Here is a 12,522-nt window from a genome sequence, read left to right as displayed (position 1 = left end):
GGGTGTGCGATGCCTGCGGAGGAGCCCGTCCGGTGGGGCCGGCGACGGGTGTCCCCCGCTGCGTGAGCGGATGGTGGGTGGTTCGGTTGAGCGGATTGAGCGGGGTTCAGCGGGAGGTGTCGAACACCTCGTCGCGGGTGGTGGCGAGGGCGCTTTGCAGTGCCCCGCACAGAACGGGGCGCTCCGGCACCCCGCCGAGCACCAGCCGGGGCCGGGGCACGGCCAGTTCGGCCAGTTCCGTCTGGACGCGTGCGCGCAGGGGTTCCCCGCCGGCGGCGATCACTCCGCCGGCCAGGACGATCAGTTCGGGGTCGAGCACGGTCACCAGCGAGGCGAGACCGATGGCGAGCCCGGTGGCGAAGTGCCGCAGCAGTTCCGCCTGCGGCCCGCCTTCGTTCCCGGTGGCCGCGTCCGCGGCCGCCGAGGCCAGCAGCGCCGAGGCCGCTCCGGCCTGGGTGCCCCGGGGCACGGCCAGCCCCAGTTCGCGGGCGATCCGCAACACGGCGTTGCAGCCCGCCAGTTCCTGGAACCCGCCGGCGTTGGCCTTGGCCACGTGCCGGACCAGGGGCGTGCCGGGCACCGGCATGAAGCCGACCTCGCCCGCGCCACCGGTGCGGCCGCGGTGCAGCCGGCCGCCGATGACGATGGCGGCGCCGATGCCCTCCTCGTTCCACAGCAGGACGAAGTCGTCGTGCCCGTGGGCCGCGCCTAGCCGCTGTTCGGCGACGGCGGCGAGGTTCACGTCGTTGTCGTACTCCAGGGGTACGGGCAGGGCCGCGGCCATTTCCTCCAGCAGGGTGGGGGAGTGCCAGCCGGGGAGGTGGCTGGCGTAGCGCAGCCGCCCGGTGCTCGGGTCGAAGGCGCCCGGGGTGCCGACAACGATCCGGTGCAGGTCGGTCAGGTGCAGTCCGGCGGCCTTCACCGCGCCGTCGACCGCCTGCGCGACCTGTTCGACGGCGCCGTGGGAGCGCCGGCTGCGTCCCGGGGTCGGCAGTTCGAACTCGCCGGTGACGGTGCCGGTGATGTCGGCGACCGCGGCACGGATGTGCTCGGCGGTCACGTCGAGTCCGGCGACATGTGCGGCGGCGGGGTTGACCGAGTACAGCTGGGCGTTGGGGCCCGGCCGGCCGGCGGTGGTGCCGGTGGCGACCACCAGCCCGGCGGACTCCAGCCGGGCGAGCAGTTGTGAGGCGGTCGGTTTCGACAGGCCGGTGAGCTTGCCGATGCGGGTGCGGGACAGGGTCCCGTGTTCGAGGAGCAGGTCGAGCGCGGCGCGGTCGTTCATGGCGCGCAGGACACGCGGCGTACCGGGCGTGCCAGGGGTGCCGGGTGTACCGGGAGTACCGACCACGGGCTCGTCCTTCCTCGTGTCGGCGGCTTGTCGGGGCTCGTGTGCGGGGTGGGGGCGTTGGTAGTTAGGAAACTTTCCTGTTGGTGAATGGCAAGGTAGGCGCCCGGCCGCGGGAGCGTCAAGGGTGGATCAAAGACGGCGTCAAAGTGTTATCAGGGGCGCCAAGGCATGAAAAGGGGGCGCCGGGCGGATGCCCGGTGCCCCTTGCGATCCCGGCGCGTGCGCCGGCATCGATCAGCTCACTTCGTGGTCGGCAGCGGCTGTGCCGCGAGCGCCTGCGGCGACGAGGGGTTGGCCAGCGCCGACGGCGCGGCGATGCCGGCGGTCGGGTCGACCGCCTCCTCGTCGTCCGCCGCCGCCGGGAGTCCGCCGACGATCGCGATCCCGGCCTCGTCGAAGGTCCGCTTGATACGCCAGCGCAGTTCGCGTGCCGCCGACAGCGCCTTGCCCGGCATCGTCCTGGCCTGCGCCTGAAGGACCATGGAGTACGCGGTGACCGACTCCAGCCCCAGCACCTCGACCGGCTCCCAGAGCACCTCGTCCCATGGCTGGGTCTTGGCCATCTCCTCGGCCGCCCGCAGGATCAGCGCCCGCGCCCGGTCCAGGTCCTCGTGGTAGCCGATCCGCACGTCCACGGTCGCCGTCGCCCAGCCCTGGCTGAGGTTGCCGATGCGCTTGACCTCGCCGTTGCGGATGTACCAGATCTCGCCGTTGTCGCCGCGCAGCTTCGTCACCCGCAGACCGACCTCGATCACCGTGCCGCTGGCCACGCCCGCGTCGATGACGTCGCCGACGCCGTACTGGTCCTCCAGGATCATGAAGACCCCGGAGAGGAAGTCCGTCACCAGGTTCCGCGCGCCGAAGCCGATGGCCACACCCGCCACACCGGCGCTGGCCAGCAGCGGCGCCAGATTGATCTGGAGCACCGACAGCACGGTCAGCGCGGCCGTGCCCATGATCACGAACGAGGCCACGCTGCGCAGCACCGAGCCGATGGCCTCGCTGCGCTGCCGCCGCCGCTCGGCGTTGACCAGCAGCCCGCTGAGCGCGCCCGGGGCGGCGGTCTCCGCGCCGCGGTTCATGCGCTCGATCAGTTTGGTGAGCATCCGGCGCACGATCACGCGCAGTACCAGCGCGATGACCAGGATCAGCACGATCCGCAGCCCGGCGCCCAGCCAGTCCGCCCAGTTCTGGCCGATGTAGTCGGCCGCGCCGTTGGCGGATTTCTGGGCGTCGTCGATGGTCGAGGCGGTGGCGAGCGGTGTGGACACAGGCGGGAACCTCCGGTCGGGCAGGCTTCCCACACTAACGGGGTAAACGATGTGTCTCGTTGCCTCGTTCGAGAGCGACGTGCGCCGATTCAGGGCATGTAAAGGGGTGTGGTCGAAAACACCCTCGGTCCGTTACCCGGTCATGGTGGCGCCGCGGCCAGGCTTCCGGAGAGACTGTGGGCAGATCGTCCCGGCGCGAGCCACGCGCCGCCGGCGTAAAAGGAGGCACCCGTGCCGCATGTCCTGGTCCTCAATGCGTCGTACGAGCCGCTCGGCGTCGTACCGCTCCGCCGCGCACTGATCCTCGTGCTGAACAAGAAGGCCGTGTGCCTCGAGGAATCCGGCGCTTATCTGCACAGCGCGACCTGTTCTGTCCCCGCACCCAGTGTTGTCAAGCTCACCAAGTTCGTCCGAGTCCCCTTTCGCGGCCCCGTGCCCCTGACCCGGCGGGCGCTCTTCGCCCGGGACGGCGGCCGGTGCGCGTACTGCGGAGGCGTCGCAACCAGCGTCGACCACGTGATCCCGCGCAGCCGCGGAGGCCAGCACACGTGGGAGAACGTGGTCGCTGCCTGCCGCCGGTGCAACCATCTCAAGGCCGACCGGCATGTCGCCGAGCTCGGCTGGCGCATGCGCCATCAGCCCGCCCCGCCGTCGGGCCTCGCCTGGCGGATCATCGGGACGGGGCATAGGGACCCGCGCTGGCTGCCATACCTGCAGCCATTCGGCGCGGACGACGCCTTGGCCCGGATCGACGGCATATCCGCCTGAGACCGGGCCTTTGTGTTGCCCGGCGCGGGGCCGCGGGGCGCGGCTCCCGGGCCGCCCGTCGCGGTCCCGGAGGCCCCGTCCCGCGGCCCGGCCTACTCGTGGCGCAGCTGCGCGGGGTGCGCGGCGTGCCGCAGCAGGGGGAGTGAGCAGGCGGCGGCGAGCAGGGCGGCGACGGGCAGCGCGACGGCGACGAGCAGGGGTTCCAGCAGCGGGAACGCGTACGAATGGTCGAGTCCCAGCGCCTTCCACCAGCCTCCGACGGCCATCAGCCCGCATCCCGTGGCCAGCACGGCGGCCGGTACCAGCGGGAGCGCGGTCTCCAGCAGCGCCGCCCGGTTCAGGACGCTCCGGGGCACCCCGCCGGCGGCCAGCGCCGCCAGCGTGCGGCGCCGGGTGAGCACCGATTCGGCCGCCCCGACCGCCAGGGCGCCCAAGGCCACCGCGAAGGCGATCGCGATGCCGGCGCCGGCCAGTCGGAGCCCGTCGGTGTAGTACTCCAGGCCCATCGCGCTGTGCGGGTACCGGTGCGGCGCGGTCAGGTCCTCGATCAGCAGGCGCCGTACGCCCATGAAACCGACTCCCGCCAGCACGGCCGCCAGCACCGCCCCGCGCGCCCGTGCGCCCGCCCAGGGATCCGCCTGGAGGCGTTCCCCCGCGATCAGCAGTTCCGGGCGCCCGGAGCGGGCCGCGAGGCGCCCGGACAGCAGGGCGAGCCCGGCGCTGCCGTGGACCACGCCGACCAGGCAGAGCACGACGGCGGCCACGGTCACCGAGGCGGTGACCGCGGGCGTCACCGTCCGGCCGTCGAGCACGAACAGGTTCACCAGGTGCAGGCCGGTGCCCATGACGAGCGCCGCAGGTGCCAGCGCCCACAGCGCCAGGCGCCCCCGCCCCGGCCGCGGGTGCGGCCGCCGGCTCCCCGGGGCGGCCCCGAGCGGATCGGCCGCCGCGCGGCGCAGCGTGAACCGGGCCTCCAGCGTCGCCAGCAGCGGCATGCCGAGCACCACGGCGACGGCCGCGAACCACGGGACGGGCACATCGACGGGCCAGGCCACGGCGACGGGCTGCACAGCGGCGAGCACCGCCCGCAGCACCAGGAAGGCCGCCAGCCCGGCGAGGGCGCCGGCCCCGCAGGCCGCACCGGTCTCCAGCGCCTGGATCCGCCGCACCTGGCGTGCGGTCGCCCCGGCCAGCCGGAGCGCGGCGAGCCGCCGCTCCAGGCGCAGGGCGCCGATCCGGGTGCACTGCCCGAGGAACGCCAGCAGCGGGACGAGCAGCAGCACCAGCCCGGTGGCCAGCGCGTTCCGTGCGGTGGGGTCGTTGAACAGCCGACGGGTGTACCAGTGCACACCGCCGCCGAACCGGGTGCCGATCACCGCGACGACCACGGCCGCCAGCGCGAAGCCCGTGCCGAGCGCCGTGCCCGCCGCCGTCAGGCCGAGCCGCCACCATTCGCCGCGCGGGGCGCCGCGCAGCAGCGACCAGGCCAGCCGGGCGTCGGCCCGCAGCGCGGTCACCGCGGCACCTGCGCGGGTTCGCCCTCCACGGCGCCGTCGCGGACGGTGGCCTCGCGGTCGGCGTAGGCGGCGACCTGGGCGTCGTGGGTGACGAGCAGGACGGCGGTGCCCGTCTCGCGGGCGGCCCCCACGAGGGCGGTCATGACCTGCTCCCCGGCGAGGGAGTCCAGGGCGCCGGTCGGCTCGTCGGCGAAGACGGCCTTGGGGCCGGTGACCATGGCGCGGGCCAGGGCGACGCGCTGGGCCTGGCCGCCGGACAGCTCCCCAGGGCGCAGGCCCGCCCGGTCGCCGGCGCCGAAGCGCTCCAGCCACGCGCGGGCACGGTCGTGGGCGGTGGCGCGCGAGGTGCCCGCCAGCAGCAGCGGCAGCGCGACGTTGTCGAGCGCGGTCAGCTCGCCGACGAGCTGCCCGAACTGGAAGACGATGCCGAAGTCGGTGCGGCGCAGCGTCGTACGGCGGGTCTCGCCCGCCTGGTCGAGGCGCTCGTCGCCGTACCGCACCTCGCCCCTGTCCGGCCGGACGATGCCCGACAGGCAGTGCAGCAGCGTGGACTTGCCGCTGCCGCTCGAGCCGCTGACGGCCAGGATCTCGCCGGGGTGCAGACGCAGCGACGCACCGCGCAGGGCGTCGGTGGTGCCGTAGCGCTTGACCAGGCCGCGGGCCTCGATCAGGGGTGGGGTCATGCGGAGGCGACCTCCTCGGCCAGGCCGCCGAGGCGCTGCGCGGCGTTGTCCATCCAGCGCAGGTCGGCGTCGAGATGGGTGAGGGCGTAGTCGGCGGAGAGCACGGCCGACAGGGGGGCGCCGGGTGCCGTCTTCACCGCGGTGAGTTCGCGCATCCGGGCCAGGTGGGCGGCGCGCTGGGTGCGCAGGAAGTCCGCCGGGTCGCCGTGGCCGGAGGCGATGATCGCCGTGACCTTGGCGAAGATCTCATTGGCCGCGGTGACCGGGGCGGGCGGCACGGGTTCGGCGAGCCAGCCGAGCAGCGCGCCGGTGCCCCGCTCGGTGAGCCGGTAGGTGGTGCGCTCGGGGCCGCCCTCGCTCTCGGTGGCGTCGATCTCGGCGAGGCCGTCGCGGACGAGGCGCTGGAGGGTCGAGTAGACCTGGCCGTAGGCGAGCGGGCGGGCCTGCGGGAAGCGTTCGTCGTGCCGCCGCTTCAGGTCGTAGCCGTGGCCGGGGCCCGCGGCGAGCAGTCCCAGCAGCGTGTTGCCGGTGCTCAACGGTTCCTCCCCGGGGATCTATTCACTCCATACATGTATTGAGTGAATAGTGGCAGGCGCGGGATCACCGGGGCAAGAGGTGTGCCGGAAGGTGCCCGCGAGGACGGGCTCAGCCCGTGACGGCGAAGGCCTGGAGCGCGTACAGCGAGTAGCCGTACTTCGTGCCGCGCTCCACGCCCTGGACGCGGAGGAAGCGCGTGTCGCCGGGCGCGTCCAGGCGCACCGACTCGGTGCCGCCGCGGCCGTCGTCGACGACCGCCGCCGTGTGCCAGTTCTGCCCGTCTGCCGAGGTCAGGATCGTGTAGCGGGAGGCGTACGCGTCCTGCCAGCGCAGCGTCACCCGGCCGATCCAGGCGGCCCGCCCCAGCTCGACCTGCACCCACGCGTCGTCCTGGGCGGGTGAGGACCAGCGGGTGCCGGGGTCGCCGTCGGTGAGCGCGGAGGCGGGGAAGTCCGCGGTCTCGTCGCCGGAGGAGGTGGCGGCGGCGCCCTGTGCGACGTCCGGGCCGCCGGTGCGCGGGTAGGCGTGCACGGTGACGGTCTGCCGGACCGTGCGGCCCTCGGCGCGGAACTCCAGCGGCACCTCGTAGACGCCCGGCACGCCGTCCTCGGGCAGCGACAGCCGCACCGGCACCACGACCCGCCCGCCGCGCGGCAGTTCTACGTCACCGGGGGCCGTCGCCCGTATCCCCGGCGGGGCCTTGGCCGTGAGGGTCACCCGGGCCGCCCCCGGGGAGGCGTCGGTCAGTTCGGCGGTGACCGTCGCCGGCGCGCCGCCGGCCTCGACGTCCGCCTCGGTACGGTCCAGCGTCATCCGGGCGGCCGGCCGGTCCGCGTACCAGGGCACGATCTCGTGGACGACCGGCGGCGGCGTCCCGGGCGCCGGGGTGACCCGCACCGCGTCCACCCGCAGACCGTGCGCCGGGAGTTCGGTCCAGCCGCTGCCCAGTGCGCCCAGCCGGCGCCAGCCCTGCCCGGGCACGCGCGCCTCGACGGAGCCGCCGGTGCCGCCCTCGGGCCCGGTCAGCACGGTCAGCGCCTCCAGGGGGCGGGCCGCGCCGTACTCCAGGGTCAGCCCGTCCGCCGGTAGGCGGTAGGCCGTGGTTGCGTCGCCGTCGGCGGCCGCGCCGGCCGCCGGGTCGCCCGCGGGGACGGCGGGCTCGTGCCCGTCCCGGGTGGTCACGGTGAACTCCCGTACGGTGACGGCGTTCTCCTGCGCGGCGGTGGCCCTCAGCCGCACATAGCGGGCGCGGGTGCCCTCCGGCAGGGTCGCGGTCACCGTGCGCTCGCCGGCGACCTCGGTGACGGGCCGCCAGCCGGCGGCGTCGCCGGCCGAGTACTCCAGCACCGCACGGCCCAGGTAGTCGTCCTGCTCCGGTCCGGGCTGCGCGGACCCCATGGCGATCCGCACCTCGCGGATCTCGTGGGTGCCGCCCAGGTCGACCCCGAAGGTGTCGCCCTCCTGCGGCGGGGCGTCGCTGGCCCAGGCGGTGGAGTCCTTGCCGTCGGTCATGAGGGACGGCTCCGTGGCGCGCGCCGAGCCGAGGGTCGCGGTGGCGGTGCCGTCCTCGGCGCGCATCCCGGTCCAGGCGTCGGCCGTGGCCAGGGTCCTGGCCAGGAACGGGTCGAGCACCCTGTCGCCCACGGTCGCCGCGCTCCGCGCGATGTGCCGCCGCGCCGACTCCAGTGCCAGCCGGTCCTTCCACGCGCCGGTGCCGTCGCCCGCGCGCAGCGACACCAGCATGTCCACCGCGTGCTCCCCGGCGGTGCCGTAGCGCGCCAACTGGTCCAGCCAGGGTTGCACTTCACCGCCGAAGGAGCCGCCGGCGAGGGTGTCGAGCCGCTGCGGGGCGCCGCTCATCGTGGTGAAGGCCGCGCGCAGCCGGCCCGCGGCCTTCGCCAGCCGCTGCGCGCTGCCGTTCCCGTACGCGTCCAGGAACTCCTTGAGCAGCGGCCGCAGATAGGCCGACTCGTTGTCGTCCAGGGCGGAGGAGGCCTCGTTGCCCGCCAGCGCGCGCAGCGCGTCCCGCGTGGCCGGGTCGGTGCCCGCGAGGTCGTCGACGGCGGCCTTCCAGGACGAGGCGCGGTCGTAGGCGTGCGGGTTCCAGGCGTAGTCCGCGGCCGTGAACAGGGCGATCCGGGACGCCGCCGGCTGCCGCATGGCGGTCGCCAGCACTCCGGCCGTGACGGCCGCGACGGCCGGCTCGCGACCGGAGTAGGGGCCGAGGAAGATGCGGTCGTCCGCCCAGTCGTTGACCGGGTAGTTGTCCATCGTCAGCAGCGGGTGGCGGAGGGCGTCCTGCGCGCCGGCGACCTGCGCGCCCGTGATCGTCCCCGGTATGACGCCGACGCCGGTCCAGGCCACCTGCACGGTGCCGTCCAGCGTCCGCGCGAGCTCGTCGCGGAAGTCGGTGGCGCCGTCCTGGTAGTACTCCGTGGGCAGCAGCGAGAGCGGCACGCCGCCCTCGCCCCGGCGGCGCTCCAGATGGCGTGCGATGGCGCCCGCGACCTCCGCCTGGGCGCGGGCGGCGGCCCGCGGGCCGTCCCCGTAGAGCGCGGCGTCCGCCCGGCAGTGCCACTCGCTGTAGCTGACGTCCTGGAACTGGAGCTGGAAGCCGCGCACGCCCAGCGCCCACATCGCGTCGATCTTGCGCAGCAGCGCCTTGCGGTCCTCCTGCGAGGAGAAGCACAGCGCCTGGCCGGGGGCCACGGCCCAGATCAGGGTGACGTGGTTGGCCCGGGCGCGCTCCGCCAGGGCGCGGAAGTCCGCCCTGCGCGCGGCCGGGTAGGGATCGCGCCACGACTCCTGGCGGTAGGGGTCGTCGCCGGGTGCGTAGAGATAGCCGTTCTGCTTGGTGCGGCCCAGGAAGTCGACCTGCGACAGGCGCTGTTCGGCCGTCCACGGTTCGCCGTAGAAGCTCTCGGCCATGCCGCGTGTCGCGGCCACCGGCCAGTCGCGCACGACGACGCCGGGCAGGCCCTGCGGTGTCATGAGCTGACGCAGCGTCTGCGCCGCGTGGAACAGCCCGTCCTCGCCCGTGCCGGCCAGCGCCACGGTGCCGTGGCCGAGGACGTGGCCGACGGCCAGCCGGTAGCCCCCGGGGGGCAGGTCGCCCACGGGTGCGGCGCCCAGCGCGCGGAGCGCCGTTTCCGCGCCCTCGCCGTCGGCGTACACGGTCAGGCCGCCGCGCGGGACGTCCGTGCTGTCGCGCAGGTCCCGCACCCCGGCGTCGCGCAGGATCCCGCGGAGCACGGCCAGCGCGTAGGGGTCGGCGCCCGGGCCGGCGACCAGGGTCACGGTGTCCGGCACGGTGGTGAGGCCGCCGCGTTCGCGCATCACCTGGGGCGTGGGACGGACCGCGGGGAGGGCGGCGGCGGTCCTGCCCGTGGCGGCCGGCGCGTCCGGCAGGGCGGCGGGAGGGGAGGGGGTGGCGGGCGGCGCGGCCACGGCGCCGGGCGACACGCCCAGCACGCCACCGACCACGGCGGCGACGATGGCGGCCGTTCTCGCTGCGGCGGTTCTTCTGCCCCGGGTCATGTTCGCGACAGCCCATCACCCGCACGGAGGGCGTGTCAACGCGTTCGGGAGCCCCTCCATCCCCTCCCGTCCCGGTGGTGTGCGGCCCGTACCGCCGGTAGCCGCCGCCCATAGGGGGAACCGTCCGCCGGTCGAGGGAAAACCCCTGGCCGCCCGGCCCCCCTCGCGTGCGAGGATGGCCGAAAAACCGACGAAGGAGACGGAAACGTGCCTGGCACGAACCTCACACGTGAGGAGGCGCGCCAGCGAGCGCGCCTGCTGACCGTGGACGCATACGACATCGAGCTCGACCTGAGCGGCGCCCAGGAGGGCGGCACCTTCCGGTCGGTGACCACGGTGCGCTTCGAGTCCGCCGAGGCGGGTGCCTCGACCTTCATCGACCTGGTCGCGCCGGCCGTCCGCGAGGTGGTCCTCAACGGCACCGCGCTCGACCCGGCCGAGGTCTTCGCGGACAGCCGTATCGCGCTGCCGTCGCTGGAGGCCGGCCCCAACGAGCTGCGGGTCGTCGCGGACGCGGCGTACACCAACACCGGCGAGGGCCTGCACCGCTTCGTCGACCCGGTCGACAAGCAGGCCTACCTCTACACCCAGTTCGAGGTGCCCGACGCCCGCCGCGTCTTCGCCAACTTCGAGCAGCCCGACCTCAAGGCGACCTTCGCCTTCACGGTGAAGGCCCCGGCGGGCTGGACGGTCATCTCCAACTCCGCGACCCCCGAGCCGGTCGACAACGTGTGGCGCTTCGAGCCGACCCCGCGGATCTCCACCTACATCACCGCGCTGATCGCCGGCCCCTACTACGCCGTGCACAGCACCTGGGAGGGCGAGGGCGGCCGCACCGTGCCCCTGGGCCTGTACTGCCGTCCGTCGCTGACCGAGTTCCTCGACGCGGACGCGATCTTCGCGGTCACCCGGCAGGGCTTCGACTGGTTCGAGGAGAAGTTCGACTTCCCGTACCCCTTCACCAAGTACGACCAGCTCTTCGTGCCGGAGTTCAACGCCGGCGCCATGGAGAACGCGGGCGCGGTCACCATCCGCGACCAGTACGTCTTCCGTTCCAAGGTGACGGACGCGGCCTACGAGGTGCGCGCCGAGACCATCCTCCACGAGCTCGCCCACATGTGGTTCGGCGACCTCGTCACCATGGAGTGGTGGAACGACCTGTGGCTGAACGAGTCGTTCGCCACCTACACCTCGATCGCCTGCCAGGCCTACGCGCCCGGCAGCAAGTGGCCGCACTCCTGGACCACCTTCGCCAACTCCATGAAGACCTGGGCGTACCGGCAGGACCAGCTGCCGTCCACCCACCCGATCATGGCGGAGATCAACGACCTCCAGGACGTCCAGGTCAACTTCGACGGCATCACCTACGCCAAGGGCGCCTCCGTCCTGAAGCAGCTGGTGGCGTACGTCGGCACGGACGAGTTCTTCCGCGGCGTCCAGGCGTACTTCAAGCGCCACGCCTGGAAGAACACCCGCCTGACCGACCTGCTGAGCGCGCTGGAGGAGACCTCCGGCCGCGACCTGAAGACCTGGTCGAAGAAGTGGCTGGAGACGGCCGGCATCAACATCCTCCGCCCGGAGATCGAGACCGCCGCCGACGGCACCATCACCTCCTTCGCCGTGCGCCAGGAGGCCCCGGCGCTGCCGGCCGGCGCCAAGGGCGAGTCGATCCTGCGGCCGCACCGCATCGCGGTCGGCGCGTACGACCTGCGCGACGGCAAGCTGGTGCGCGTCCAGCGCGTCGAGCTGGACATCGACGGCGAGCTGACGGCGGTGCCCGAGCTGGTCGGCACCGGGCGCCCGGCGGTCGTGCTGCTCAACGACGACGACCTGTCCTACGCCAAGGTGCGGCTCGACGAGGTCTCGCTGGCCACCGTGCGCGACCACCTCGGCGACTTCACCGAGTCGCTGCCGCGCGCCCTGGTGTGGGCCTCCGCCTGGGACATGACCCGTGACGGCGAACTGCCCACCCGGGACTACCTGGAGCTGGTGCTCTCCGGCATCGGCAAGGAGTCCGACATCGGCGTCGTGCAGTCGCTGCACCGCCAGGTGACGACGGCACTGGAGCTGTACGCCGCCCCCGAGTGGCGCGAGACGGGGCTGGCCCGCTGGACGGAGGCCACGCTGGAGCACCTGCGCGCGGCCGCCCCGGGCAGCGACCACCAGCTCGCCTGGGCCCGCGCCTTCGCGGGCACCGCGCGCACCAAGGACCAGCTGGACCTGCTGGGCGCGCTGCTCGACGGCTCCGAGGTCGTCGAGGGCCTGGCGGTCGACACCGAGTTGCGCTGGAGCCTGCTCCAGCGGCTGGTCGCCACCGGCCGCGCCGACGAGGCCGCCATCGCCGCGGAGCTGCAGCGGGACGCCACCGCCGCCGGCGAGCGCCACGCGGCGACCGCGCGCGCCGCCCGGCCGACCGCCGAGGCCAAGGCCGAGGCCTGGGCCGCGGTCGTCGAGGCCGAGACGCTGACCAACGCCGTTCAGGAAGCGGTCATCGGCGGCTTCTCCGTGCCGGACCAGCGCGAGCTGCTGGAGCCGTACACGGAGCGCTACTTCGCCGCGATCGCCGGCATCTTCGAGTCCCGCTCGCACGAGATGGGCCAGCAGATCATCGTCGGCCTGTACCCGGCGATCCAGGTCTCGCAGGCCACGCTGGACGCCACCGACGCGTGGCTCGCGGCCGCCGACCCGGCGCCCGCGCTGCGCCGCATGGTCACCGAGTGCCGTGCCGGCGTGGAACGCGCCCTGAAGGCACAGGCCGCGGACGCCGCGGCGGCGTGACCGCACCGGGGCCCGGGGACGTCGCTCCCCGGGTCCCGGCGGACGCCCGCCCGCAGGGCGGGCACACTGCGCCGTACGGG

8 protein-coding genes are annotated in these 12,522 nt (G+C 74.2%); 2 read left to right on the top strand and 6 right to left on the bottom strand.

The window, feature by feature from the left end; translation table 11 throughout:
• Positions 1 to 106: 106 nt before the first annotated feature.
• Together ACIP9H_RS04135 and ACIP9H_RS04130 are read right to left on the bottom strand one after the other, a co-directional pair.
• On the bottom strand, positions 107 to 1,285 hold the full coding sequence (locus ACIP9H_RS04135; protein WP_401582864.1) for an ROK family protein: 1,179 nt from the start codon (positions 1,283 to 1,285) through the stop codon (positions 107 to 109).
• Positions 1,286 to 1,590: 305 nt separating this feature from the next.
• Positions 1,591 to 2,622 (bottom strand): mechanosensitive ion channel family protein, encoded by a 1,032-nt coding sequence (locus ACIP9H_RS04130; protein WP_401582862.1) that lies wholly within the window; start codon positions 2,620 to 2,622, stop codon positions 1,591 to 1,593.
• Between the two features lie 231 nt (positions 2,623 to 2,853).
• Here ACIP9H_RS04130 and ACIP9H_RS04125 point away from each other — a divergent pair, with 231 nt between their 5' ends.
• Entirely contained in the window at positions 2,854 to 3,390 is a 537-nt protein-coding gene (locus ACIP9H_RS04125) for an HNH endonuclease (RefSeq protein WP_319661379.1), read from the top strand.
• Positions 3,391 to 3,482: 92 nt separating this feature from the next.
• On the opposite strand, the gene ACIP9H_RS04120 is transcribed toward ACIP9H_RS04125, so the two are convergent.
• The 4 genes from ACIP9H_RS04120 to ACIP9H_RS04105 form a co-directional block, all read right to left on the bottom strand.
• Positions 3,483 to 4,907, bottom strand: a complete 1,425-nt coding sequence (locus ACIP9H_RS04120) for an FtsX-like permease family protein (RefSeq protein ID WP_401582860.1) — start codon at positions 4,905 to 4,907, stop codon at positions 3,483 to 3,485.
• A complete protein-coding gene (locus tag ACIP9H_RS04115) occupies positions 4,904 to 5,590 on the bottom strand; it encodes an ABC transporter ATP-binding protein (RefSeq protein ID WP_401582859.1) in 687 nt (228 codons plus the stop codon). Before ACIP9H_RS04115 ends, ACIP9H_RS04120 begins: the two co-directional genes overlap by 4 nt.
• Positions 5,587 to 6,126, bottom strand: a complete 540-nt coding sequence (locus ACIP9H_RS04110) for a PadR family transcriptional regulator (RefSeq protein ID WP_360905869.1) — start codon at positions 6,124 to 6,126, stop codon at positions 5,587 to 5,589. The genes ACIP9H_RS04115 and ACIP9H_RS04110 overlap by 4 nt, the downstream gene beginning before the upstream one ends.
• A 109-nt stretch (positions 6,127 to 6,235) precedes the next feature.
• On the bottom strand, positions 6,236 to 9,664 hold the full coding sequence (locus ACIP9H_RS04105; RefSeq protein WP_401582857.1) for a beta-N-acetylglucosaminidase domain-containing protein: 3,429 nt from the start codon (positions 9,662 to 9,664) through the stop codon (positions 6,236 to 6,238).
• Between the two features lie 207 nt (positions 9,665 to 9,871).
• Between ACIP9H_RS04105 and pepN the strand changes: the two genes are divergently transcribed.
• The gene (gene pepN, locus ACIP9H_RS04100; protein WP_401582855.1) at positions 9,872 to 12,442 is read left to right on the top strand and encodes an aminopeptidase N; all 2,571 of its coding nucleotides are present in this window, start codon (positions 9,872 to 9,874) and stop codon (positions 12,440 to 12,442) included.
• Positions 12,443 to 12,522: the final 80 nt, after the last annotated feature.

This window comes from Streptomyces sp. NPDC088732, from assembly GCF_044751205.1.
In the GTDB taxonomy this organism is placed as follows: domain Bacteria; phylum Actinomycetota; class Actinomycetes; order Streptomycetales; family Streptomycetaceae; genus Actinacidiphila.
Note: the sequence above shows the minus strand (reverse complement) of the source record. Positions and strands in the feature narration are given on the sequence as shown.